General features: G+C 39.4%; 25 protein-coding genes. 22 read left to right on the top strand and 3 right to left on the bottom strand.

Features of this window, described 5'->3' with window-relative positions; all coding sequences use genetic code 11:
* The 4 genes from PSF31_RS20160 to lipA all read left to right on the top strand — a co-directional run.
* Window positions 1–457 (top strand): hypothetical protein (locus PSF31_RS20160; RefSeq protein ID WP_272683289.1); only part of this gene is annotated, 457 nt, incomplete at its 5' end.
* 611 nt (window positions 458–1,068) lie between these two features.
* Window positions 1,069–1,206 carry a hypothetical protein gene (locus PSF31_RS20155; protein ID WP_164560942.1) on the top strand — a complete coding sequence of 46 codons (138 nt, stop codon included), beginning with the start codon at window positions 1,069–1,071 and terminating at the stop codon, window positions 1,204–1,206.
* A 224-nt stretch (window positions 1,207–1,430) separates the two neighbouring features.
* On the top strand, window positions 1,431–2,075 hold the full coding sequence (lipB, locus tag PSF31_RS20150; protein WP_096864977.1) for a lipoyl(octanoyl) transferase LipB: 645 nt from the start codon (window positions 1,431–1,433) through the stop codon (window positions 2,073–2,075).
* A gap of 123 nt (window positions 2,076–2,198) precedes the next feature.
* Entirely contained in the window at window positions 2,199–3,164 is a 966-nt protein-coding gene (gene lipA / locus PSF31_RS20145; RefSeq protein ID WP_004257088.1) for a lipoyl synthase, read from the top strand.
* A 143-nt stretch (window positions 3,165–3,307) separates the two neighbouring features.
* Here the strand turns inward: lipA and cspE are convergent, their stop codons facing one another.
* Both cspE and PSF31_RS20135 read right to left on the bottom strand, forming a co-directional pair.
* Entirely contained in the window at window positions 3,308–3,517 is a 210-nt protein-coding gene (cspE, locus tag PSF31_RS20140; RefSeq protein ID WP_004257099.1) for a transcription antiterminator/RNA stability regulator CspE, read from the bottom strand.
* A gap of 216 nt (window positions 3,518–3,733) precedes the next feature.
* Window positions 3,734–4,192, bottom strand: coding sequence for a methylated-DNA--[protein]-cysteine S-methyltransferase (locus tag PSF31_RS20135; protein WP_004257101.1), 459 nt, complete (start codon window positions 4,190–4,192; stop codon window positions 3,734–3,736).
* A gap of 288 nt (window positions 4,193–4,480) precedes the next feature.
* On the opposite strand from PSF31_RS20135, the gene nrdH reads away from it, so the two are divergent.
* From nrdH to emrB, 11 genes are all read left to right on the top strand, one after another.
* Window positions 4,481–4,708: a glutaredoxin-like protein NrdH gene (gene nrdH / locus PSF31_RS20130; RefSeq protein ID WP_036957963.1), complete on the top strand. Its 228-nt coding sequence runs from the start codon at window positions 4,481–4,483 to the stop codon at window positions 4,706–4,708.
* Between the two features lie 8 nt (window positions 4,709–4,716).
* Entirely contained in the window at window positions 4,717–5,130 is a 414-nt protein-coding gene (gene nrdI / locus PSF31_RS20125) for a class Ib ribonucleoside-diphosphate reductase assembly flavoprotein NrdI (protein WP_004257105.1), read from the top strand.
* Window positions 5,131–5,141: 11 nt separating this feature from the next.
* Window positions 5,142–7,274, top strand: a complete 2,133-nt coding sequence (nrdE, locus tag PSF31_RS20120; protein WP_096864968.1) for a class 1b ribonucleoside-diphosphate reductase subunit alpha — start codon at window positions 5,142–5,144, stop codon at window positions 7,272–7,274.
* 12 nt (window positions 7,275–7,286) lie between these two features.
* On the top strand, window positions 7,287–8,258 hold the full coding sequence (gene nrdF, locus PSF31_RS20115; protein WP_094961793.1) for a class 1b ribonucleoside-diphosphate reductase subunit beta: 972 nt from the start codon (window positions 7,287–7,289) through the stop codon (window positions 8,256–8,258).
* A 727-nt stretch (window positions 8,259–8,985) separates the two neighbouring features.
* The gene (gene proV, locus PSF31_RS20110) at window positions 8,986–10,185 is read left to right on the top strand and encodes a glycine betaine/L-proline ABC transporter ATP-binding protein ProV (protein WP_004257111.1); all 1,200 of its coding nucleotides are present in this window, start codon (window positions 8,986–8,988) and stop codon (window positions 10,183–10,185) included.
* A complete protein-coding gene (gene proW / locus PSF31_RS20105) occupies window positions 10,178–11,353 on the top strand; it encodes a glycine betaine/L-proline ABC transporter permease ProW (RefSeq protein WP_096864969.1) in 1,176 nt (391 codons plus the stop codon). Before proV ends, proW begins: the two co-directional genes overlap by 8 nt.
* Before the next feature lie 102 nt (window positions 11,354–11,455).
* A complete protein-coding gene (gene proX, locus PSF31_RS20100; protein ID WP_096864970.1) occupies window positions 11,456–12,451 on the top strand; it encodes a glycine betaine/L-proline ABC transporter substrate-binding protein ProX in 996 nt (331 codons plus the stop codon).
* Window positions 12,452–12,582: 131 nt separating this feature from the next.
* Window positions 12,583–13,782: an MFS transporter gene (locus PSF31_RS20095; RefSeq protein ID WP_096864971.1), complete on the top strand. Its 1,200-nt coding sequence runs from the start codon at window positions 12,583–12,585 to the stop codon at window positions 13,780–13,782.
* Between the two features lie 661 nt (window positions 13,783–14,443).
* Entirely contained in the window at window positions 14,444–14,959 is a 516-nt protein-coding gene (mprA, locus tag PSF31_RS20090) for a transcriptional repressor MprA (RefSeq protein ID WP_004257124.1), read from the top strand.
* A gap of 216 nt (window positions 14,960–15,175) precedes the next feature.
* A complete protein-coding gene (gene emrA, locus PSF31_RS20085) occupies window positions 15,176–16,357 on the top strand; it encodes a multidrug efflux MFS transporter periplasmic adaptor subunit EmrA (RefSeq protein ID WP_096864972.1) in 1,182 nt (393 codons plus the stop codon).
* Between the two features lie 13 nt (window positions 16,358–16,370).
* Complete coding sequence (gene emrB / locus PSF31_RS20080; protein ID WP_036957964.1) at window positions 16,371–17,909, top strand: multidrug efflux MFS transporter permease subunit EmrB; 1,539 nt, start codon at window positions 16,371–16,373, stop codon at window positions 17,907–17,909.
* A gap of 106 nt (window positions 17,910–18,015) precedes the next feature.
* Here emrB and PSF31_RS20075 read toward each other — a convergent pair whose 3' ends face one another.
* The gene (locus tag PSF31_RS20075; RefSeq protein ID WP_096864973.1) at window positions 18,016–19,110 is read right to left on the bottom strand and encodes a tRNA/rRNA methyltransferase; all 1,095 of its coding nucleotides are present in this window, start codon (window positions 19,108–19,110) and stop codon (window positions 18,016–18,018) included.
* 171 nt (window positions 19,111–19,281) lie between these two features.
* Between PSF31_RS20075 and PSF31_RS20070 the strand changes: the two genes are divergently transcribed.
* From PSF31_RS20070 to PSF31_RS20040, 7 genes are all read left to right on the top strand, one after another.
* The gene (locus tag PSF31_RS20070; protein ID WP_096864974.1) at window positions 19,282–19,983 is read left to right on the top strand and encodes a tRNA-uridine aminocarboxypropyltransferase; all 702 of its coding nucleotides are present in this window, start codon (window positions 19,282–19,284) and stop codon (window positions 19,981–19,983) included.
* A gap of 228 nt (window positions 19,984–20,211) precedes the next feature.
* Window positions 20,212–22,857, top strand: coding sequence for a bifunctional acetate--CoA ligase family protein/GNAT family N-acetyltransferase (locus tag PSF31_RS20065; RefSeq protein WP_096864975.1), 2,646 nt, complete (start codon window positions 20,212–20,214; stop codon window positions 22,855–22,857).
* Window positions 22,858–23,016: 159 nt separating this feature from the next.
* Window positions 23,017–24,372 (top strand): CDP-diacylglycerol--serine O-phosphatidyltransferase, encoded by a 1,356-nt coding sequence (gene pssA / locus PSF31_RS20060; RefSeq protein ID WP_094961788.1) that lies wholly within the window; start codon window positions 23,017–23,019, stop codon window positions 24,370–24,372.
* A gap of 71 nt (window positions 24,373–24,443) precedes the next feature.
* Window positions 24,444–24,776, top strand: a complete 333-nt coding sequence (locus tag PSF31_RS20055; RefSeq protein WP_094961836.1) for a YfiM family lipoprotein — start codon at window positions 24,444–24,446, stop codon at window positions 24,774–24,776.
* Between the two features lie 117 nt (window positions 24,777–24,893).
* Window positions 24,894–25,217, top strand: a complete 324-nt coding sequence (locus PSF31_RS20050; protein ID WP_094961787.1) for an antibiotic biosynthesis monooxygenase family protein — start codon at window positions 24,894–24,896, stop codon at window positions 25,215–25,217.
* Window positions 25,210–25,599 carry a hypothetical protein gene (locus PSF31_RS20045; protein ID WP_004257151.1) on the top strand — a complete coding sequence of 130 codons (390 nt, stop codon included), beginning with the start codon at window positions 25,210–25,212 and terminating at the stop codon, window positions 25,597–25,599. Before PSF31_RS20050 ends, PSF31_RS20045 begins: the two co-directional genes overlap by 8 nt.
* Window positions 25,596–26,306, top strand: coding sequence for an ArsR/SmtB family transcription factor (locus PSF31_RS20040; protein ID WP_096864976.1), 711 nt, complete (start codon window positions 25,596–25,598; stop codon window positions 26,304–26,306). The genes PSF31_RS20045 and PSF31_RS20040 overlap by 4 nt, the downstream gene beginning before the upstream one ends.
* Window positions 26,307–26,465: the final 159 nt, after the last annotated feature.

Here is a 26,465-nt window from a genome sequence, read left to right as displayed (position 1 = left end):
AAAAAAGCTAAAAAATGAAATAAAATCAGTAAGCCAAAACGTAAAAGGCTTAGATAAAATATCGTCATCTCTATTAAATGGTAAATTCAATCTTTTTGAGAGAATTTACCATATGGAGAATGCTAATAATAATGTGCAAAAAAATGCCAATGCAATCGTTCGCCTTAATAAAAAAATCAGACATTTAAAAGAAAACATAAGCAATTCTTCTTACAAGCATAATTCATCAAAAATAAAAACCTTGAATACCCTTACAAGTCAAGTTGAAAATATTAGAGGGATCTTAGCTCAAGCAAATAATAATTTTTTACGAAAAGAAAAAAATGACGCTTATGAGTTTAAAATTAACTCTCCACAATACCAAGCATCCCTAGCAGAGAACAAAGCAAGATTGAAGGAAGCACAGAGTGAATTCAATAAAGCAACCCCTGGTTACCATCATGGAGCCTACAAGTAATTAGTTAAGTTTATAATGGAGGAGGATGGCCCCTCCTTCATTATATTTTTATATCTTATTCTCAAAGGATTAGCATTAACTATAAAAGCACATAAAATTTTACTTTTATTGAATACACTTTCTTCATGTTTCATCTACACATTTCAACAATATTCACTTCTAGACTTGAATCCACAAGTGTAACGTACTTTCGTTAAAAAATAACAACCGAATATCATTATGGTGCCGTTAATACAAAAATATTTATTGACCACTATACTTCAATACGTAACAAGGAGTACTTCGTGACAAAATCAATCACACCAAATGCACTTTCTATCGCTTTTAGTAGGTTAGAAAATGTAAATAAAACATAATTTAGTAGACTCACCAGCTAAAAATAAAATTAAAAAAATTTACCGATTTACACAGTAAGGCAACGATAAATGCTGAAAAGGCAAAGCAAGTTTTTCTTTAATATGAAAACAAGTTTAATGATTTAGAACATAAAATATCAACAATCACCCCAGATGAATTGAAAGCTTTAGAATCTAAGCGAGACGAAAAAAACAAGCAGGGATCCAGAACCGCCTATTTTGGTACAAATGGAAAACGAGCTCGATGACTTAACGATGAAAGTAGAACAAGCCAATATCGATAAGCAAAAAGCGTTGTCTACGCTTTCTACATATGAAAACAAACTAACTGATATATATTCTGAACTTAAAAAGTTAGATAATAATGTTACTGAATTAAAAACAGTTATCTAATATTTTCAGAGGTTCCTATCGTCTTTAAACACTCCAACCAATAACGATTAAAAAAGATTAACATCGTTGGGAAAGTCATGTATCGCTTTCCCAATTTTTATTTTACCTAAAAAATTTTATCAGTCTGACATCACAATTAAAGTATAAAACTATGTTTATCGTTAACATTGACAGAACTAGCACTCACTTACCACCAGCGTTATACTAAACACTTATTTTTCCATGTGGATGTTAAAACTTTGTCAGAAAGAGCGATAATCATACGTCAGTTAGGGCTCGCGCCATATCAGCAAGTATCTGATGCGATGCACCAATTCACAGAACACCGTACGCCAGAAACCCATGATGAAATTTGGCTAGTTGAACATCCTCGCGTATTCACCCAAGGCCAAGCAGGAAAAGCGGAGCACGTTCTTGCCCCTGGTGATATCCCTGTTATCCAAAGTGATAGAGGCGGCCAAGTTACCTATCATGGGCCAGGGCAACAAGTGATGTATGTTATGCTCGATCTAAAACGCAATAAAATTGGTGTTCGTGAGCTAGTTACCGCATTAGAAAATACCGTCGTAAATACCCTTGCCCATTTTAATATTGCAGCGTATCCTCGCCCTGATGCTCCCGGTGTCTATGTTAATGGCGACAAAATTTGCTCCCTCGGATTACGCATAAGGAAAGGCTGTTCTTTTCATGGCCTCGCATTAAATATTGATATGGACCTTGAACCCTTTAATCGTATTAATCCTTGTGGTTACAGTGAATTAAAGATGACTCAAATGAGTAATCTTGCTCCCAAAGTATCAGTTTCCGATGTTCAGCCTGTGCTAATTCGCCAATTCTGTGACACACTAGGATTTCATATTGTTCAATAATAATGCTATAATTTTTTAACATTTTTAAAAAATATTTTAATGAATGGATAACAGTCTCCATTCGGTTTTATTTAGAATTATCACTTATCCATCAGCATAAAAGATAACTGGAACCGTCATATTATGAGTAAACCAATTCAGATAGAACGCGGAATTAAATATCGTGACGCCGACAAAATGGCGCTGATCCCTGTCAAAAACGTTGTGACTGAACGAGAAGAAATTCTACGTAAACCTGACTGGATGAAAATTAGGCTTCCTGCTGATTCCACTCGTATTCAAGGCATTAAAGCAGCCATGCGCAAAAATGGCTTACACTCTGTATGTGAAGAGGCATCATGCCCTAACCTTTCTGAGTGTTTTAACCATGGTACCGCGACCTTTATGATTTTGGGGGCTATTTGTACCCGCCGCTGCCCATTCTGTGATGTTGCCCATGGTCGCCCAAATGCACCAGATGCCAACGAACCCGAAAAATTAGCGCAAACTATTAAAGATATGGCACTACGCTATGTCGTCATTACGTCTGTTGACCGTGATGACCTACGTGATGGCGGAGCACAGCATTTTGCTGATTGCATTAGTGCTATTCGTGAAAAAAGCCCATCAATTAAAATTGAAACGCTGGTTCCTGACTTCCGCGGCCGTATGGATCGCGCATTAGAGATTTTAACCGCAACACCACCTGATGTGTTTAACCATAATCTTGAAAATGTGCCACGTGTTTACCGCCAAGTTCGCCCTGGCGCTAACTATGAATGGTCTTTAAAATTACTCGAAAAATTTAAAGAAGCACATCCAAATATCCCAACTAAATCGGGGTTAATGGTCGGTCTTGGTGAAACCAATGAAGAAATTATCGAGGTTATGCGCGACTTACGTCGTCATGGTGTAACGATGCTTACACTAGGCCAATACTTACAACCAAGTCGCCATCACTTACCCGTCAAACGCTATGTCAGCCCTGCTGAGTTCGATGAAATGAAAGAAGAAGCCATGGCAATGGGCTTCACTCACGCAGCCTGTGGCCCATTCGTTCGCTCTTCTTATCATGCCGATTTACAAGCTAAAGGCGAAGAAGTTAAATAATCTCAACTGTTTAATTTATAGACAATTTATTGATGAAAAGGTCTGGTTTATATCAGGCCTTTTTTATTTTTATAAATAAAAAAACTCGCCCTAGCTATCTAGGGCGAGTTTTCAGCTGTTCGTTTTAATCTTAATTATAAAAATTACAGAGGAATAACGTTAGCAGCAGATGGGCCTTTAGCACCTTCAGTAATTTCAAATTCCACTTTTTGGCCTTCAGCTAAGGTTTTGAAACCATCGCCCATAATCGCAGAAAAGTGAACAAATACATCTTTGCTACCATCTTCTGGAGTGATAAAACCAAAACCTTTAGATTCGTTGAACCACTTAACGTTACCTTTAACTTTAGACATCAAATATTACCTTTAAAATAAAATAGACACACCATCTGTATCAAGCTCAGTACATCAGATTTCTCAGTTACTTGTCTACAACCTAGATCACGAAAATGGACTAAAAAGATAAAAAAATATTATTTATCGATAGAATAGGTTCTGATTTCGACAATAATTCTTATCAATAGTAATTATTACAACTAATAGTATTACCTATAGCTAATTATTCAGTGTTTACTTCTCATGCAAAAGTAACCAATCTTTAATATCTAAGCCCCCTGTATACCCCACTAATTTTCCATCATGCCCAAGTACGCGATGACAAGGAACAATTAATGAGATTGGATTACGTGAGTTTGCCATACCGACCGCACGACAATAATTTACGGAGCCTAACTTTAACGCCAAATCTTTATAGCTCCATCGCTCCCCGTAAGGGATCCCACAAAGATGTTTCCACACTTTTTTCTGAAATTCTGTTCCTTGTGGATTTAATGCAACCGTAAAAACGGTTCTTTTATGATTAAAGTATTCCTTTAATTCTTTCACACAAAGCTTGGAGTGCTCATTCTTCGTTTCTTTTTCTGTTTTTTCATCCACAAAATAGAGGCTCGTTATTCCGTCATCATCAGCCGTAATATGTATCCACGGTTTAGGAAATTTATCCGGTGTTGCTAAATATTGATGGTACATAGTATCTCCTCAAAAGGACTCAATTACCTGATTGTATATACAGTTATAGAGTAAATTATTTCCACTTTGCAATGATCTTTTTTCTTAGAGAGTCTATCTGAATCATCCAATACCATACTTTTTTATTTTCAATGTTAATAACCACCTAGCTAATAATTAGAATAATTATCATTCAATATTTTCTATTCACTACATATTGTGTGGTTGATAAGTTAAAAATCTATATATAGTATTTATATGTCACGCACCTTATTTTTACTGCTATTAAACATTCAAAAGGTAAATAACATGGCTGAGATTACCATTTATAGTAAACCTAACTGCGTTCAGTGTAATGCAACTTATCAAGCCTTAGATCGCAAATCTATTTCCTACCAAATCATTGACCTTACTGAAGACAGCCAAGCTCTTGAATTAGTCAGAAAATTAGGCTACCAGCAAGTTCCTGTTGTTATTGCGGGAGACAAACATTGGGCAGGTTTTCGACCAGACATGATTAGCTTATTAGCCGCTTAGGTGGTGTTATGAAAACGGAATCACTCATCTATTTTTCAAGTCGCTCAGGAAATTGCCATCGCTTTATTGAAAAGCTAGGTGTCCCAGCAACGCGGTTGCCTATTGGAAGCCACGAAAATAGTCTAATTGCGACAAAACCTTATGTTTTATTACTGCCGACCTACGGTGGTGGTGGTAGCAAAGGTGCTGTCCCAAAAGAGGTGATCCAATTTCTTAATATTGAAGTCAACCGCACACTTATCCGCGGAGTTATTGCTGCGGGTAATACCAATTTTGGTGATGCCTATGCGATAGCTGGAAATATCATTGCGCAAAAATGCCATGTCCCCTACCTATATCGTTTTGAACTTCTTGGTACTGATAAAGATGTTCAGTCCGTTCAACAAGGCCTAAAAACGTTTTGGCAACGTACAAACAACTAGAGTTATTCCAAATGGATAAAATGCAAAATATATCAGATGTGGATTATCATGCGCTCAATGCGATGTTGAATTTATATGATAATGAAGGCCGTATTCAATTTGATAAAGACAAAGAAGCGGCTCACCACTATTTTCGACAGCATGTGAACCAAAACACCGTATTTTTCCATGATTTAAAAGAAAAATTAGACTTTTTAGTACAAGAAAATTATTACGAAAACAGTGTATTAGAACAATATGACTTTGAATTTATCAAAGCACTATTTAAACAGGCATACGCTCATAAATTCCGTTTTCAAACGTTTCTCGGTGCCTTTAAATATTACACGAGCTATACGCTGAAAACTTTTGATGGCAAACGCTATCTCGAACGCTATGAAGATCGCGTTTGTATGGTTGCTTTAACGCTTGCGCAAGGGAGTGAATCTCTTGCTAAATTGTATGTCGATGAAATTATTACAGGTCGTTTCCAACCTGCAACTCCCACCTTCCTTAACTGCGGTAAAAAACAACGCGGTGAGCTAATCTCTTGTTTTCTTTTAAGAATCGAAGACAACATGGAATCTATTGGCCGCTCTGTGAATTCGGCTTTGCAGCTATCCAAACGAGGTGGCGGAGTCGCCTTTCTAATGACCAATTTGCGGGAACAAGGCGCCCCAATAAAACTGATTGAAAACCAGTCTTCTGGTGTTGTTCCTGTCATGAAAATGTTAGAAGATGCATTTTCTTATGCCAACCAATTAGGTGCAAGGCAAGGCGCCGGTGCCGTCTATTTGCATGCTCATCACCCTGATATTATGCGTTTTCTTGATACTAAGCGTGAAAATGCAGATGAAAAAATACGGATTAAAACACTTTCTTTAGGGGTCGTTATCCCCGATATTACTTTCCAGCTAGCGAAAGATAACCAGGACATGTATTTGTTCTCTCCTTATGATATTGAGCGCATCTATGGGGTTCCTATGTCTGAAATTAGCGTTACAGACAAATACCATGAGATGGTCAATAACAAAGCGATAAAAAAATACAAAATTAATGCTCGGGAATTTTTCCAAACTTTAGCTGAGATTCAGTTTGAATCTGGATATCCGTATATTTTATTTGAAGATACTGCCAACCGAGCTAACCCTATCGCAGGGCGCATAAATATGAGCAATCTTTGCTCAGAAATACTGCAAGTTAATCGCCCTAGCGTTTATGAAGACGATTTGAGCTATCAACAAATTGGTAAAGATATTAGCTGTAATTTAGGCTCCATGAATATTGCTAAAACAATGGATTCACCGGATTTCGCCCAATCAATAGCTGCAGCTGTTAGAGCATTGAGCGCAGTTTCCGATATGAGCGATATTCGCTCTGTCCCTTCCATTGCTGAAGGTAACCGACAATCGCATGCGATTGGGTTAGGTCAAATGAATTTACATGGCTACTTGGCAAGGGAGCATATTTATTACGGCTCAGAAGAAGCGCTCGATTTCACCAATATCTATTTTTATGCGGTCACCTATTACGCATTAAAAACTTCAAACCAATTAGCCATCGAAAGAAAAACTGCATTTGTTGGTTTTGAACATTCAACCTATGCCTCTGGTGATTATTTTGATAAATATATCAACAATATTTGGCTACCAAAAACACAAACCGTTCAGGAATTATTCCGACGTTCGGGTATCGAAATTCCAACTCGTGAAGATTGGCAAGCTTTAAAGCAGTCTGTCATTACCTATGGGATTTATAACCAAAACTTGCAAGCAATACCTCCTACTGGGTCCATTTCTTATATCAATAATTCAACATCAAGCATTCATCCGATTGTTTCACGAATTGAAATTCGTAAAGAAGGTAAAATTGGTCGTGTCTACTACCCTGCTCCTTTCATGACGAATGAAAACTTAGAATATTACCAAGATGCTTACCAAATCGGCCCTGAAAAAATTATTGATACTTATGCCATGGCAACTCAGCACGTTGACCAAGGTTTATCTTTGACTCTATTTTTTAAAGATGATGCCACCACACGAGATATTAACCGAGCGCAAATATATGCCTGGCGAAAAGCAATCAAGACATTGTATTACATCCGATTACGCCAAACTGCCCTCGAAGGAACTGAAGTCGAAGGCTGCGTATCTTGCACTTTGTAATAGGAAAATATTATGACCACCAGCGCATCTAACACACCTGTAAAAGCCATTAACTGGAACCGTATTCAGGATGATAAAGACTTAGAAGTATGGAACCGATTAACAAGCAATTTTTGGCTTCCAGAAAAAGTGCCATTATCTAATGATATTCCGTCTTGGAATACCCTAACTGCTGCAGAAAAACAGTTGACGATACGTGTATTTACTGGTCTTACCCTGCTAGATACGATTCAAAATACGGTCGGTGCACCTTGCTTAATGCCAGATGCTCAGACCCCCCATGAAGAAGCGGTTTTGTCGAATATTAGCTTTATGGAAGCAGTACATGCTCGCTCTTATAGTTCAATATTTTCAACACTCTGTTCAACGGTTGATGTTGATGATGCATACCGCTGGAGTGAAGAAAACAATGCATTACAAAATAAAGCTAAGATCATCCTATCTTATTATTGTGATTCACATCCTTTAAAGAAAAAAATAGCAAGTGTCTTTTTAGAATCATTTCTATTTTATTCAGGTTTTTATTTACCAATGTATTGGTCAAGTAGAGGCAAATTAACCAATACCGCAGATCTTATACGCTTAATTATTCGTGATGAAGCCATACATGGCTATTATATTGGCTATAAATTTCAAAAATCATTAGCACAATATGATGAGAATACTCAGAAAGAAATTAAGGATTTTGCTTTTTCATTATTATTCGATTTATATGAAAATGAAGTAAAATATACACAAGAACTTTATGACACAGTTGGTTGGTCAGAAGATGTCAAAAAATTCCTTCATTATAATGCGAATAAAGCATTAATGAATTTAGGTTATGAAGCCTTATTTCCTGATACGGTCACCGATGTCAGTGCTGCGATATTATCTGCTTTATCTCCTGATGCAAATGAAAATCATGATTTCTTTTCGGGCTCTGGTTCATCTTATATTATTGGTAAAGCAGTCAGTACCGAAGATGATGACTGGGACTTTTAACCAAAGCTTTAATTTAGTTTATTGATAAACATCATTCACAACAAAAACCATACCATGATGAATTATAATGATTTTATTTGTCATGGTATTTTTTAGTTCAAAAAATAGACTGATTTATTCGTTTTTTATATGTATATCTGTTTAATTACTCATTTTTAATGAGTTAATCTGGCCATAAATTTCAATTCAATCAAGTTTCACTTCATTTTACATTAATTTGATTAATCAATAAGCTATTAAATTCAATTTTTTTATCCATCAGTTCAACATCTATCCACCTAAAAATTGAATAAACTTAATAGTCCCCATATTAATAAAAGCAAAGTGAATTATTTTTGAATAAATTCAACCTCACCAGTAAGTTAACTTTGATATGGAAATCATAAAAATTATCATCCTATAGCTCAATGACACTTTTATTTATATTAATAAAATCATTTTTCACCTCTAAATTTTTTGATTAATTATACTTAACCTAGGGTTGCCAGCTGATTTTATTATGCTAGGGTTTATTGCTTGCAAATTTTACTAATAACTCAAACGGAGGAATTTGAATTTAATCCATAATTAGCTAATCAATTAAACTAAATACAGGAATCTATGCCCTAATAATTTTCAAAGGATAATCATAGTTAGGAAACATAGTGTTAACTATCACTATAGAATTCATCACTCTCAATACAGGTAATTCATTTTCCTTATTGATTGAAAATTGGGTAAATAATATATGGCAATAAAATTACAAGTTAAAAACTTATATAAAATATTTGGGGACAATCCTGATCAAGCATTTAAGCTATTAGAATCAGGTATGAATAAAGATGATATCTTTGAAAAAACAGGCCTAACCGTAGGTGTTCAAGATGTTAATCTGACGATTGAAGAAGGCGAAATCTTTGTTGTCATGGGACTTTCTGGCTCAGGAAAATCTACCTTGGTGCGCCTCCTCAATCGCCTGATAGAACCTACTAGCGGGCAAGTCATGATAGATGGAGAGGATATTTCCAATATCTCTGACAAAGCATTGCGCGAAGTTAGGCGAACAAAAATTAGTATGGTGTTTCAATCCTTTGCATTGATGCCACATATGAACGTCATTGATAACACCGCTTTTGGTATGGAACTTTCTGGTATTCCAAAAGAAGAGCGCCATAAGAAAGCCATGAATGCACTTGAGCAAGTTAATCTTGAAAAATGGGCGAATTCATACCCAGATGAGCTCTCGGGTGGGATGCGTCAGCGTATCGGGTTAGCCAGAGCACTAGCCAATGACCCTGATATTCTGTTAATGGACGAAGCGTTCTCAGCCCTTGACCCATTAATTCGTACTGAAATGCAAGATGAACTGCTCTCCTTACAAGGAGATAAGCAACGCACTATTGTCTTTATTTCTCATGATCTTGATGAAGCCATGAGAATTGGTGACCGCATTGCCATTATGCAAGGAGGCGTTGTCGTTCAAGTTGGTACGCCTGATGAAATTCTCAATAATCCAGCGAATGATTATGTTAAGACCTTTTTCCGCGGTGTGGATATCAGCCAAGTATTCAGCGCTAAGGACATCGCGCGTAGGCGGCCAAATGCCCTATTACACATCGCACCGGGTTTTGGTCCCCGTTCCGCGCTAAAAGTCCTTAATGATGAAGATCGCTATCACGGTTATTTAATTTCCCGAGGACATACCTTTGCCGGAGTAGTTTCTGTTGAATCCTTAGAAAAAGCGCTTCACGAAAAAGCAGGTATAGAAGCCGCAATTTTAACTGATATTGAACCAATTCAAGGTGATACATCCTTAAATGAAGTTATTTCTACAGTAGCACAAGCCCCTTGCGCCGTTCCGGTTATTAACGAAAAAAACCGGTATTTAGGCGTGATTTCAAAAGGAATGCTGTTACAAGCGCTGGATAAGGAGACACCAAATGAGTAAGCAAAATCAAGAAACAACGACGAACCAGCAAGATCCATGGGCTGATACTGAAGTCACTGAGACACCAACACAAGGTACTGAAAATACACCAGCTGATGACCCATGGGCAGCGACAAGCTCTAGCGAGACAAATACCTCTGCGGATGATCCTTGGGGCAATGCATCAGACACAACAGCACCCGCTGATACCAGTTCGAGTGATTGGCTTGATGCCGCACCGACTGATAGCATCGTGCCCGATCAGTTTAATATTATGGACCCCTTCCAACACACACTGATCCCCCTTGATTCATGGGTTACGCATGCTATCGATTGGGTTGTTCTCAACTTTCGTCCTGTATTCCAAGGAATACGCGCCCCCATTGATTTCATTCTGAGCGGGTTTGAACAATTTCTTACATCACTACCAGCTCCTGTTGCCATTATTATTTTCGCATTACTCACTTGGCAATTAGCCGGACGCGCAATGGGTGTAGCCACATTTATTTCGATGATAGCCATCGGGGCGATTGGTGCTTGGTCAGAAGCGATGGTGACACTATCTCTAGTGCTCACATCTTTACTGTTTTGTATTGTGATAGGACTACCACTGGGTATTTGGTTGGCACGTAGTGATAGAGCCGCTAAGATTATTCGCCCATTACTTGATGCGATGCAAACCACACCTGCATTCGTCTATTTAGTCCCGATTGTTATGTTATTTGGTATCGGTAATGTACCTGGTGTCGTCGTCACCATTATATTTGCTTTACCGCCAATCATTCGTTTGACCATTTTAGGGATCAAACAAGTCCCAGCTGACTTAATTGAAGCCGCTGAATCATTCGGTGCAAGTCCACGCCAAATGCTGTTTAAAGTGCAATTGCCATTAGCAATGCCAACCATTATGGCCGGGGTGAACCAAACCTTGATGTTAGCGCTGTCGATGGTCGTTATCGCCTCAATGATTGCCGTTGGAGGCTTAGGCCAGATGGTCTTACGGGGTATTGGCCGCCTTGATATGGGTCTCGCGTCTGTCGGAGGGGTCGGTATTGTTATTCTGGCTATCATCTTAGACCGTTTTACCCAATCTTTAGGGCAAGATACTCGCGGCAAAACATCATGTCGTTGGTATCAAAAAGGCCCTATTGGGCTAGTCATGCGCCCATTTTGTAAAAAAAACCATTAATCAGAACATCCTCCATTCACCTAAGTGCCACTCACGTGGCACCTAACTTGGCTCTTAACTTTAAAGCCAAGCTCGCTGCGAAAAAACAGAGGGAACAATATAATGAAACATAAAATCATTCTTGCATCTGCACTAACAGCCATGTTTACCGTCCCATTTGCAGGTGCTAACGACCTGCCAGGTAAAGGGGTAAAAATTAACCCTGTGCAAAGTACGATCAGTGAGGAGACATTCCAAACACTGATTGTTGCGAAAGCCCTTGAAGAACTCGGCTATGATGTCCAACCGATCAAAGAAGTCGACTATAATGTCGCTTACGCATCAATTGCGAACGGTGATGCGACTTACTTAGCCACCAGCTGGGTTCCTTTACATAATGCGCAATATGACGCCGCTGGTGGTGATAATGTGTTCTATCGTCAAGGTAATTATGTTGTCAATGCGGCTCAAGGCTACCTCATCGACAAAAAAACCTCTGAAAAATACAAAATTACCAATGTTGAACAACTCAAAGACCCTAAAATTGCCAAACTCTTTGATTCAAATGGTAATGGTAAAGCGGATTTAACGGGATGTAACCCAGGTTGGGGCTGTGAAGCAGCCATCAATAACCATTTAAAAGCCTATGACTTAGAAAAAACGGTTGACCATAACCAAGGGAACTACGCGGCAATGATGGCAGATACCATTACCCGATATAAAGAAGGTAAGCCTATTTTATATTATACGTGGACGCCTTATTGGATAAGTGATGTCCTCAAGCCGGGCCGTGATGTAGTTTGGTTAGAAGTGCCATTCTCATCAATGCCAAACGGTGAAAAAACAGACACCACATTACCTAACGGAAAAAACTATGGTTTCCCACCAAATACCATGCATATTGTCGCCAATAAAAAATGGGCTGCAGATAACCCTGCTGCAGCAAAATTATTTGAAGTAATGAAACTACCTATTGCCGATATTAACGCGCAAAACTTAAGAATGCATAATGGTGAAGCATCTCAATCGGATATTCAGCGCCACACAAATGCTTGGATCAAAGCCCATCAATCCACTTTTGATGGCTGGGTAAAAGAAGCACAAGAAGCCGCTAAGTAAGTATAAACAGCTCGATTAAGTCACCTTAGCCACCCTAGCCGGTGGCTTTTTTACATCAATGACAAAAAGAAATAAACCAAGGTAATAAATTTTGTTTATAGTAGACGCCTAGCTAATAATAGGTAATCCTCATGAAACAGACCCAAACTGCAGAGCTAACAACGGGCCTCACTATTTTAATGGCCATTGCCACAGGTCTTGTCGTTGCCAGTAATTACTATGCTCAACCGCTTTTAGACACCATTGCGGGGCAGTTTAATTTAACCACTAATATGGCTGGATTTATTGTCACCGCGGCCCAACTGGGCTATGCGGCAGGTTTACTTTTTTTAGTCCCGTTGGGAGATTTGTTTGAACGCAAGCGTTTAATTTTAACGATGACCTTTCTTTCGGCATTAGGGCTATTAATTACAGCGCTTTCAAATAATATTTGGCAAATCCTTTTAGGTACCGCCCTTACTGGACTATTTTCAGTTGTTGCACAAGTCCTGATCCCACTAGCAGCATCTATTGCTAAGCCTCATAAACGCGGTAAAGCGGTAGGAATGATTATGAGTGGGTTATTGCTGGGCATTTTACTTGCAAGAACGGTTTCAGGTGCTGTTGCTATGGTCGGTGGCTGGCGAGCGATCTATTGGGTGGCTTTTGCATTATTGATGCTGTTAATGATTGTTCTAGCCATTAAGCTCCCCCGCTACCATCAAAAAACTAACTTAAACTACTTCCAGCTCCTTGGTTCTATTGGCCGGTTATTTTTCGGCACTCCAGTGCTTGCGGTACGCGCTTCTCTCGGTGCATTATCATTTGCCAATTTTGGTTTACTGTGGACCGCAATGGCTTTCTTATTAGCCAGTCCGCCATTCAGTTATTCCGAAGGGACTATAGGTTTATTTGGCTTAGCCGGTGCCGCAGGTGCCATTATGGCCTCCCAAGCAGGGCATCTTGTCGATAAAGGCAAAGGAAAGCTCATTACAACTAGTGGGTTGGTGTTATTACTATTATCCTGGATACCCATCGGTTTAGCGAAATATTCCCTGGTCGCATTTATCATTGGTATTTTGGTGCTAGACCTTGCAGTACAAGCCGTCCATGTCACCAGTCAGAGTACGTTATATCGAATATTACCTGAAGCTCGTAACCGCCTGACGGCAGGCTATATGACCAGCTATTTCATTGGGGGCGCACTAGGATCTCTACTTTCAGGCTATGCCTATGAACACGCGGGTTGGGAGGGAGTTGCGATTGCAGGTGCAATCTTAACCACTCTAAGTTTAATTATTTGGGCTATCGGTATTCGCTATGATCCCATCATCACCACAACTGATGACTAAACATAACTGATATCTGTATCAATACATTTTATGATGAAAATTTTCGAGATCACATAAACATATAAAATCTCATAATACATTAAACTTATGTGACTCAATTTTACCCATCAAATCTGTTGAATATTGAATAAATAAACAGTTCATCATAAGGCCAATAATTATCAACCGTAATAGTAAACAAAGTAAATATTAGGGAATGACACAGTTAAACAAATACAATGACTCTATGAAAAGGTAGTATAACTGTTAATAAATCAAATTATTGCTATATCAGATAATGTTTAAATTATACAAAAATAAGTAATTACACCTATCCATTAAAAATATCTATCTAAGTTGTAATTATTGGGTAACAAAAAAAATGGTATTGAGTTAATGTCGTGTGATTATATATTGTTTTGTATGATTGAAATTAACCTTTAATTAAGCATTGACTTGGTTGTTTTATAACCAAAAATGACACTATCAGTGTAAAAAGGTCAGCCTGCTATACAAAAATAGGTAAATTACATTCATAAAATTTATGAATCATGTATCATTATCAAAATAAAATCGGCGATATTAATTAAGTATAATTGCTAATTCTATCTTTTAATATACCATTTAGATGGTTGATGACAGTTGTAATCTTACCAACTGAAACTAATAAGGTATCCCAATAATGGAAAGTTCATTTACACCAACTGAAGAGCTACTCAATGCTCGTGTAGAACAACAAGATTCACATGAAAGTCCTATTCCGTATCAAGAAATCCTACTGACACGCCTATGCATGCATGTTCATGGGAAGTTACTTGAAACACGAAATAATATGTTAAGGTCTCAAGGTATTAATGAAACCCTGTTTATGGCACTTATGATCCTTGATACAAAAGACTCCCGCAGTATTCAGCCATCTGAACTCAGTGCGGCTCTTGGTTCCTCACGAACCAATGCAACACGAATTGCAGATGAACTGGAAAAAAATGGTTGGATTGAGCGCAAAGAAAGTCACAACGATAGACGTTGCCTTCATCTACACCTCACAGAAAAAGGGACGGAGTTTTTAAATGGCCTATTACCACCTCAACACAGCGCATTAATTGATATTTGGTCTGTTTTAGATGCTGATGAGAAACAACAGCTTAACACGCTGATGCGTAAATTACTGACAAAACTGGATACTATAAAAGATTGACCATAACATTTGTAAGGTTAATGTATTTGAGCCATTCTTAAGCTCAAAGGTGAAAAAAAACTTTTCAGCCCATAATATTTCATTATCCTTTCACCCTTATGCTTTACGATATCCCATCAAACAGCAAAATCATTTGTAGTCTCAGTTTCCAGTGGTTATTACCTAACTACTGGAAACAACCGTGATCCTTATCCAGAGAAGTGGAGAAATACGAGTATGAGTTCCCCTGAGGAAATGCAACAAACGCAAACTCCCCAACGAAATAAAAAAAGGCAACGTAAAAGTGCGCTTATCTTATTGACTCTAATATTTATTATTATAGGTGTTGGCTGGGGAGTTTACTGGTATCTCGTTCTTCGTCACTATGAATCAACGGATAATGCTTATGTCGCGGGAAACCAAGTACAAATACAATCCCAAGTTTCCGGCAGCGTGATGACTGTCAATGTGGACAACACAGATTTCGTGACAAGTGGAACTGTTTTGGTTGAACTGGACCCACGAGATGCTGAATTAGCTCTCGATAAAGCAAAAACAGAATTAGCAAATAGTGTGCGTCAAACCCGCCAGCACATGGTTAATAGCCGCCAGCTACAAGCCAATATTGAGGTCAAACGTTCTGAATTAAACCGGTTGCAAAATGATTTAAAACGTCGAGAAGTTTTAGGTAGTAGCCATGTCATTGGTAAAGAAGAACTACAACACGCAAGAGAAGCTGTCGTCAGTGCTAAAGCGGCATTAGACATGGCAATAGAACAATATAATGCTAATCAAGCCATAGTTTTAAATAGCTCAATTGAAAAACAACCCGCAGTAGAGCAAGCAGCAACACAAGTTCGAAACGCTTGGCTCACCTTGCAACGGACGAAAATCGTCAGCCCTGTTGATGGCTATGTTTCACGCCGCAGTGTACAAGTGGGTTCACAAATCACCCCTTCAACCCCATTAATGGCCATTGTTCCTTCCAATGGTATGTGGATTGATGCGAACTTTAAAGAAACACAACTTGCGGATATGCGTATCGGCCAACCTGCGAAGGTCATTACTGATTTTTACGGTAAAGATATCGTATTTAACGGTACTGTTGTGGGACTTGATATGGGAACAGGTAGCGCGTTCTCTTTATTACCCGCACAAAATGCCAGTGGTAACTGGATCAAAGTAGTCCAACGCCTACCCGTACGTATAGCCTTAGATGAACACCAACTTGAAGAATATCCATTACGTATCGGTTTATCCACCGAAGTTACGGTTGATACATTAGATAAAAATGGCAAAGTGCTTTCTAAAGGGATGCGTGATACCCCTGCTTACCATACTGCTGCATTAGCTGTAGATATGTCTCCTGCGGACAAAATAGTTACTGAGATAATTAATAATAACCTAGGAAACAAATAGTGGAGGTGCAATCGTGACGACAGCACCTTTAACGGGATCAAAACTCGCATGGATGACAATTGCTCTTTCATTGGCAACATTTATGCAAGTTCTTGATTCCACCATTGCTAACGTAGCTATTCCAACCATTGCGGGAAACTTGGGGGCATCCAACTCGCAAGGAACTTGGGTAATAACCTCTTTCGGCGTTGCCAATGCGATCTCCATCCCCATCACTGGTTGGCTAGCCCGTAGGATAGGTGAAGTCAGGCTATTTTTATGGTCTACAGGCTTATTCGCTTTAACTTCATGGCTGTGCGGTATTTCTGGCAGCTTAGAGATGCTGATCTTATTCCGAGTTTTACAAGGTTTAGTCGCAGGACCACTCATTCCTTTATCTCAAAGCCTACTGCTTAACAATTATCCTCCAGCCAAACGCAATATGGCCCTCGCCCTTTGGTCAATGACTATCGTTATTGCTCCGATTTGCGGACCGATTCTTGGTGGTTATATTAGTGATAACTACCATTGGGGCTGGATATTTTTTATCAATGTACCATTTAGTATTGCGATCATTTTTGCCATCATGCGCACCTTAAAAGGCCGTGAAACTAAAATATCTATTCAGCGCATTGATACTATTGGTTTAGTACTATTAGTTGTTGGTATTGGTGCTTTACAGATTATGCTTGACCAAGGCAAAGAGCTGGATTGGTTTAACTCAACTGAAATTATCGTCCTGACCGTTATTGCCGTTGTCGCTATTGCCTTTTTAATTGTATGGGAACTCACCGATGACCATCCTGTCATCGACTTATCCCTATTTAAAGAACGCAATTTTACGATTGGCTGTTTGTCCTTAAGCCTTGCTTACATGCTCTATTTTGGAACGATTGTACTACTGCCGCAATTGCTACAAGAAGTTTATGGCTATACCGCAACATGGGCTGGGTTAGCCTCTGCACCTGTAGGATTATTACCGCTATTGATTACGCCAATTATAGGGCGTTTTGGTAACCGAATTGATATGCGTTATTTAGTTACATTCAGCTTTATTATCTATGCTGTTTGCTACTATTGGCGTGCTTATACTTTCGAACCTGGGATGAGTTTTGCCGAAGCTGCTTGGCCGCAATTTGTGCAAGGTTTAGCCATCGCTTGTTTCTTTATGCCTTTGACAACCATTACATTATCTGGCCTGCCGCCAGAAAAAATGGCCTCTGCATCGAGTTTATCTAACTTTACTCGTACCCTAGCTGGAGCCATTGGGACATCAATCACCACAACAATGTGGACCCAAAGAGAGTCAATGCATCATGAAAACCTCGCTGAATTTGTTAACCCATATAACCCAAATGCCCAACAGATGTACAGTGAACTGGCGAAAATAGGCATGAATGAGCAGCAAAGTGCGGCCTATCTTGCTAAAACGATTACTGACCAAGGACTGATTATGTCAGCAAATGAGATATTCTGGCTCTCAGCTGGGATTTTTATCCTACTGATGGTCATTGTCTGGTTCGCTAAGCCACCATTTGGGGCAGGTTCAAAAGACGGTGGTGGTGCTCATTAATTAGCCCAACCCAGTGAATAACTTGGTGATAGATATAAAAAAGCCATACATAGCGGGAATACATCCTTTTATGTATGGTCTTATTTTTCTGATAAAACGTAGGTGGTTATTTAACTTGGTTTTGTTGCCACCACTGGGCTAACATAATTCCTGTTGCAACAGAGACATTCAAGCTTTCCACTTTACCTGTTCCACCGATATAGAGACTCATATCGCCTTGATCCCACGTACTATCACTTAAACCATCACTCTCTTGGCCTAAAACTAAGACCATTTTGGCCGGTAACTTCGCTTTTGCGAGATCTTGACTGCCTTTATGGCTAGAAGTCGTCACAATGGTATAACCCGCTTTGCGGAATTTATCCAAAGTATCTGTCAATCCATCTGCATCAATCGCTTTAATGTGTTCAGCACCACCTTCTGCAGTGCGAATTGCCGCCCCAGACTCTAGCATGCCCACATCCTGCAAAATCACACCTTTGATACCGAAATGCGCACAGCTACGCATAATTCCGCCCAGATTATGTGGATTTCCCACATCTTCCAGTGCTAATACGCAGTCATTACCTGCCGCTTGCTGCAAGTAAGCATCAGCACTCATTCCACCGCGTTTTTTAATGATAAAACAGACACCACCATGATGTTCTGTTCCCGATGCTTTCGATAACTCTTCGTCATCAACAACGTGGTAAGCTTTGCGATTTGCCGCCATCCATTTTAACGCATCACGAAAACGCGGTGTGACAGATTGCAAGAACCATGCGCGAACAATCGCATCAGGGCGGTTTTTAAACATGGCTTGGCAGGCATTCTCACCATAGATACGAGTTTCTTCTTGGCGCTGCTTACGCAATTGTTCAGGGTCAATTTGGCTCTTACCAACAATTCCGCCATGGTCATTCGTTAATTCTTCGCTATCTGGCTTAGAAACAGTGCGCCATGGTGAACGCTCGCGAGGTGCTTCATTACGGTTATCAGAGCGGCGACCTTCACGCCCACCTTCAGGGCGGCTTGAGCGACCACCACGATCTTGACGGGCACCATCTCGTCTATCACCACCACGCTTGTCATTACCGCGCCTATCATCACGGCCACCGCCTCGGCGTTTATCATTACCTTTATTGTTGTCCTGCTCTTCACTGCGGACATACATCACTTTTACTTTGCCGTTTTTACCACTAAAATCATTCGAGTCGTTCATCACTATCCCCTACACTAAGCTATGGCGCGAAGATTACATGATGTTGCATGGCTACGCTACCGATTCGCACTATTATCTCATCTAAAAGTTATTGAATATACTTCTATCGTATAGAAATCGTTTTGCGTACAATATGCGCCTTAATTTTAGGCCTAAAAAATATAATTCAACATGACTTCGAATGCCGTTTATCACCTGCGTCAACAGCGCCTCGCATTATCGACTAAACCGTTTAGGGCACGAGGCTGCCGAGTAAAACGTTGCCAATATTGTTTGTTACCTAACCCACAATGCCTATGCCAAGACACCATATCATCACAAGCAAAAAGCCAATTTTGCTTGATTATGTTTGATGGTGAGGTATTTAAGCCAAGTAATACAGGAAAGTTGATTGCGGATGTTTTGCCCGACACTTTGGCCTTTCAATGGTCAAGAACAGAGCCTGATGCGCAGCTATTGGCGGCACTGCAAGACACCACAAGGCAGCCTTACCTTATTTTTCCAGAAAGCTACGCTCAAAATGAACGCATCGTGGTCAATGAACCGACTTTGTCGGATAAACCCGCTTTATTTATTTTACTCGATGGGACTTGGCCTGAAGCACGCAAAATGTTTCGAAAAAGCCCTTATCTTAATGATATTCCAATGCTTTCAATTAATACCAAAGCAAGAACTGACTACTTACTCCGTACGCCATCAAGGGAAGAACAACATTGTACCGCCGAAGTTGCAGCTACCGTTTTAGAATTAGCGGGAGATTTAGACGCTTCACAACAACTCTTTAGCCACTTCAATCTTTTCCGTCAAAAATACCTTGAAGGGAAACCGCATCACCCTATTGCACAGAAGCTACTTACCGAATCCCACCTCTAACTATTTATTGGTACTGTTTTTCTCTTTCTTTTCGAGCCCAGTACCATTAAATGACAACTTTTAGATCGTCGTGCTGATAAAACGTGAACGTGCTTGTATAAATTAATTAAACTCACCAGATAAACTAGCGCAATCTCAAAGATAAGGAATAGTATTCATAAGTATCACTCAGCCACTTTTTATCTATTGAACGCTTATCTCGTTCAGCAAAGCAAAGGGTTATCAACCATGGGTTTAGTCAGTCAGTTAGAATCTTTATTCCGGCCAAAGTCTATCGTTGTCGTGGGAGCATCTGAAAACCCGAGCCGTGCAGGTTCGGTGATGATGAAAAACCTACTTACCAGCGGTTTTAAAGGTCCTATTTTACCTGTTAATCCAAACCGAAACTCTGTCCTCGGCGTACTTGCTTATCCTTCTATAGATAAATTACCCCTCAAACCTGATCTTGCCGTTATCTGTACCCATTACTCACGTAATATCTCCTGTTTACAGCAATTAGGGGAAGCTGGCTGTAAAGTGGTTATTATTTTATCATCCCCTTCCATTCAGTTTAATGAATTAAAAAAAGTCGCCCAGCAATATCAAATTCGCCTATTAGGCCCGAATAGCCTAGGTTTTCTCGCCCCATGGCAAGGTTTGAATGCAAGTTTTTCTCCAATACCAATCTTAAAAGGAAAACTCGCTTTTATCTCTCAATCTGCTGCTGTATCGAATACCGTTCTGGATTGGGCAAGGCACCGAGACATCGGTTTTTCTTATTTTATTGCCCTTGGTGATAGCATCGATATAGATATTGACGATTTACTCGATTACTTAGCGCGTGACAGCAAAACCAGCGCTATTTTGTTGTACCTTGAGAGCATTAGTGATGCACGACGTTTCTTATCATCATCTCGCAGTGCCTCACGCAATAAACCTATATTAGTGATAAAAAGTGGTCGAACCCGCAAAGCACAAAAACTACTGGGCGATAAACCTAGCCTAGATGCCGCTTACGATGCTGCTATCCAGCGTGCAGGTCTTCTTCGCGTGCAAGATACTCACGAAATGTTTTCTGCGGTTGAGACATTAAGCTATATGACTCCATTACGCGGTGAGCGTCTTTCAATCATGAGTAATGGTTCTGCCCCAGCCGCGATGGCATTAGACGAACTTCTCTTACGTAATGGTAAACTTGCAACGTTAAGTGTTGAAACAGAAAATGAATTAAGTTCACTATTACCTCTTGATTTATCGACACAAAATCCGATTGACTTAGGAGATGATTCCACCGTTGAGCGCTATATCAATGTACTGAACAAAATGCTCGATAGCCATGACCATGACGCTTTGTTACTTATCCACACTCCCAGTGCGATAACTGAAAGTAAAACCATGGCAGAAAAAATTATTAAAACTATTAAGCAACACCCACGCGGAAAGTGGCTAACCATTTTAACCAACTGGTGTGGAGAATATTCCTCTCAAGAATCTCGTCGCCTATTTAGTGAAGCTGGGATCCCTACCTACCGCACTCCAGAAGGGGCAATCACGGCGTATATGCATATGGTGGAATATCGCCGTAACCAAAAACAATTAAAAGAAACGCCAGCCCTCCCAGTAGGTATCACCGCTAATACGCAACAGGCTCATGAATATATTCAGCAAGCATTGGAAAATAATAAGCTACACTTGGATACTCATGAAGTTCAGCCAATTTTAAAAGCCTACGGGTTAAATAGCTTACCCACCTGGATTGCACATTCGAGCAATGAAGCCATTGAAATCGCAGAGAAAATTGGTTACCCCGTTGCTTTAAAACTACGTTCTCCCGATATTGTACACAAGTCAGAAGTACAAGGGGTCATGCTCTATTTACGCAATGCTAAAGAGGTAGAAGATGCAGCTAAAGCGATTATGGAACGTGTTTCAACAAATTTCCCTAATGCACGAATTGAAGGGCTACTAGTACAAAGTATGGCTAATCGAGCAGGTGCTCAAGAGCTCAGGATCGCTGTTGAACTAGACCCTGTCTTTGGCCCTCTTATCATGTTAGGAGAAGGTGGTATTGAGTGGCAACAAGAGAGCCAAGCTGCTGTAGCTCTTCCTCCGCTAAATATGGCTTTAGCTCGCTACCTAGTTATTAATGCTATTAAAGGTTATAAAATAAAATCCCGAAGTGCTTTAGAACCATTAAACATCATAGGGTTATCTGCTTTATTAGTACGAGTTTCAAATTTAATTATTGATTGCCCAAATATTACAAGGTTAGATATTCATCCATTGCTCGCCTCAGGGGATGAATTTACTTTACTTGATGTCTCCATGGCATTAAGCCCAACAGATGATGCGACAACATCAAGGCTGGCAATTCGCCCTTATCCTAGTGAGCTAGAAGAAACAATTCATTTAAAAGAAGATCTTACCTGCTTACTACGACCGATCCTCCCTGAAGATGAACCTTTGCTAAAATCCTTTATAGAGCAAGTGACTAAAGAGGATCTTTATTATCGCTACTTTAGCGAGATCAGCGAATTTACCCACGATGATCTTGCCAATATGACACAGATTGATTATGACCGTGAAATGGCTTTCGTTGCGGTAAAAAACCCCAATACTACGCCTGAAATTATTGGCGTCACGCGAGCAATGGCTGATCCTGATAACCAAGAGGCTGAATTTGCAGTACTGGTTCGCTCTGATATGAAAGGGCAAACGCTCGGTTATCAACTTATGCAAAAGTTACTTAACTATACGCGAAGCCACGGCATTAAAAAGCTAACAGCCATAACTATGCCTGAAAACCGCAATATGATAAGCCTAGCTAAAAAACTTGGTTTTGAGATTGACGTTCAATTTGAAGATGGAGTCGTTAATCTGACACTTCACTTATAGAAATATCTAAGGACACGGCTTAACTTGTATAGTAATTAAACAAGTCGTCAATTTATACTAAATGGTTTAGCTAAATATGCTATCATCCATAGATCATTCGCTTAAAAATGTGCGCAAAGCGAGTTGCTATTAGACTAATAAGAGAAAATTTACACTGTGATGTTGTCAAAATTAAAACAAGCAAAACATCAACAATATTTGTTAAGTTTACCAAAACTCTCTCAAGAAATTGCTGATGTAAAAACGCTATATAAGACAGAAGATTTTCGTGATGAACTGCTTAAACAAATTTCTCAGGCTCAAAATACTATCTACATAACGGCTTTGTATTTAGAGAAAGACGATGCAGGTAAAGACGTACTTCATGCTTTATACGCTGCAAAACAAGCTAATACATCATTGGATATCAAAATTCTCGTAGACTGGCACCGTGCTCAGCGAGGTCGCATCGGGGTTGCAGCAAACGCCACTAATGCCGATTGGTATTATGATGTTGCAAAACATTACCCTGAAATTGAAATCCCTATCTACGGCATCCCTGTAAATACACGGGAAGCTCTGGGTGTTTTGCATCTAAAAGGCTTTTTATTTGATGATACTCTGCTCTATAGCGGGGCTAGTATTAATGACGTCTATTTACAACGTCATAGTAAATACCGTTACGACCGCTATCACCTGATCAAAAATAGCCAACTTACCGCATCAATGAAAAAATTTATTGATGACGCATTACTACAAGCTGATGCCATTCATTTATTAAATACGCCAACTCGACCAAAAACAGCTGAGTTTAAGCATTTAATTAAACAATTTCGTTTGGGCTTACGGGGAGCGTCCTATCAATTTTCAGGGAATGCAACTAATGATGAGCTGTCCGTCACTCCCTTTGTTGGTCTCGGTAAGAAAAACGATTTAAACCGTGTTATCACGCATTTAATGGGTGCAACAAACAATAAACTAACAATCTGTACGCCTTATTTTAATTTGCCTGCGGTGTTAGTTAGGGTTATTAGTCGGTTACTGCGTGATGGCAAACAAGTAGAAATTATCATTGGTGACAAAACTGCCAACGACTTCTATATCCCACCTGAAGAGCCATTTAAAATTATTGGTGCATTGCCATACCTTTATGAGATCAACCTGCGCCGTTTTGTTAGTCGCTTGCAACGCTTTATTGATAACCAGCAGTTAACAGTTAGGCTCTGGAAAGACGCAGACAATACCTATCACCTAAAGGGGATGTGGGTTGATAATCACTGGCAATTGATCACAGGTAACAACTTAAACCCACGCGCTTGGGGGTTAGATCTTGAAAACGCAGTATTAATTCACGATCCAAAACAACAGCTGCAAGAGCAACGCAATCACGAGCTAGAGTGCATTCGAACTCATACTAAGGTTGTTAGCCATTTTCGTGAACTGGATAGCATCCAAACCTATCCTGTTAAAGTGAAGAAATTAATCCGACGACTACGTCGAATACGAGTCGATCGCTTAATTAGCCGCATCCTTTAGAATTTAAACAAAGCGTCACTCCGGTGGCGCTTTTACTTTGCTACTTTAATTTTTTAGGTATCTTACCAAAAATGTTTAAATCACTGATCATTAGCTTACTTATATTCATTTCAACAGGATGTACTGGTTTTCATTGGGCTAATGATAATTGGCAAGGTAAAGATAAAGCGCAGCATTTTGCATTTTCAGCCGCGATGGCTGCGGCTGGTAATGCTTATGCAGATAAACAAAACATGCAACACCGCGATGCTGCCATATTTGGTATTCTATTTTCAGTTTCTCTTGGCGCAGCAAAAGAGCTTTATGACAGCAGGCCTAATGGTACTGGGTGGAGTTGGCATGATTTTGCCTATGATGTTGCAGGGTCAATAGCAGGTTATAGTTTATATCAGTCCTTAAAGTAACCCACGCCCTTCTTTCCCATTTTTTACATTCCTCTCCTATTTTTAATATTTCGCTCACCATCGAAGTATCTATAAATTAAACCGTTATAGTTGAGCTTCTACATTAAGGAGAGTTTTATGATTGCCGTAATTTTTGAAGCCATCCCAATACCAGTGCAAAAAGAGCGTTATTTTGAATTGGCAGCCAAACTTAAATCTGAACTTATGCACATTGACGGGTTTATTGCTGTCGAACGCTTTCAATCTATTACAACAGAAGGAAAAATTCTCTCACTTTCATGGTGGGAAACAGAAGAAGCAGTAAAACAATGGAAAAACCATTTCATGCATATCGATGCACAAGTTGAAGGACAACAAACCATTTTTTCCCATTATCGAATTCGAGTTGCCCATACCTTAAAGGATTACTCATTCAATAACGAGGATAGCTTTGATGTATGATATTCATGTGATTATTGAAAACCAAGTAGGTGCTTTAGCACTATTGGCGACAACATTAGGGAAACATGGTATTGGCCTTGAAGGTGGTGGCGTTTTTTCTATCGAAGAAAAAAGTCATGCTCACTTTCTTGTTACCCAGCCAGAAAAAGCACGAGATGCCTTAACTACTGAGGGTTTACAGGTTGAAAGTATCATACAACCAGTGATCCGCAAATTAAAACAAGAACGTCCTGGCGAACTTGGAGAAATTGTTTCTCAACTCGCACTTCACCAAATTAATATCCTTGTTCAATACAGCGACCACAATAACAGGTTAATATTAATAACAGACAACAATATATTAGCCGCTGAAGTAACAAAGAAGTGGGAAAGCCAACCATGATACCAAGCAAAGATAGTATTCCCATTGAAGAAAAAGAGCCATTAGAACAATCTATCGCAAAAGTTGCCTCTGCGATTGCTGACCCTTCAAGGGTCAGTATTTTGTGTGCATTAATGGATGGCAGGGCTTGGACAGCAACAGAATTAAGCGTAGCTGCAAATATAGCCCCATCAACAACGAGTGCACACTTAACTAAACTTTTAAACAACCACTTAATTAGTTGTCTATCTCAAGGAAGACACCGTTATTATAGGCTTGCAGGCACAGACATTGCCGAATTATTAGAAACATTAATGGGGGTATCCATGAAATTGGAGTACATCCCACCTATAACAACACCTATTCATCTGCGAAAGGCACGTACTTGCTATGATCACTTAGCCGGAGAAATTGCCGTTCAGATCTACGAATTTATGGATAAAAATGGCTGGTTTACAGCTAGAGAAAATAAATTATCAATGATTGGTGCCAATCAATTTAAAAAATTAGGTATCGACATTGATCCTAATACAAAACGAAAAATAGCGTGTGCTTGTTTGGATTGGAGTGAAAGACGTATGCACCTAGGCGGACTAGCAGGAACCTTACTATTGAAATTTTTTGCAGAAAAAGAATGGATAGAGAAAACAAAAGGTTATCGAGAAATTATTTTTACTACCTACGGTAAGAAAGCTTTAAAGCGTATTTTTAATATTAATATAGCTTAACCCCCCAACAAAATAACGAACAACCCTAGAACGATTTGATAATATACTTACCAAGCTAATTACTAATTAAAAGCAGACGCAAAACTGTATTTCTCCAAACAATGCCCCAAGTCACCTACAATAGGTTATTATCCATAAAATCCAGTATGTTAGTAATAC

The sequence above is a fragment of the Providencia sp. PROV156 genome (genome assembly GCF_028480905.1).
In the GTDB taxonomy this organism is placed as follows: domain Bacteria; phylum Pseudomonadota; class Gammaproteobacteria; order Enterobacterales; family Enterobacteriaceae; genus Providencia; species Providencia hangzhouensis.
This window is presented reverse-complemented; position numbering and strand designations above follow the sequence as displayed.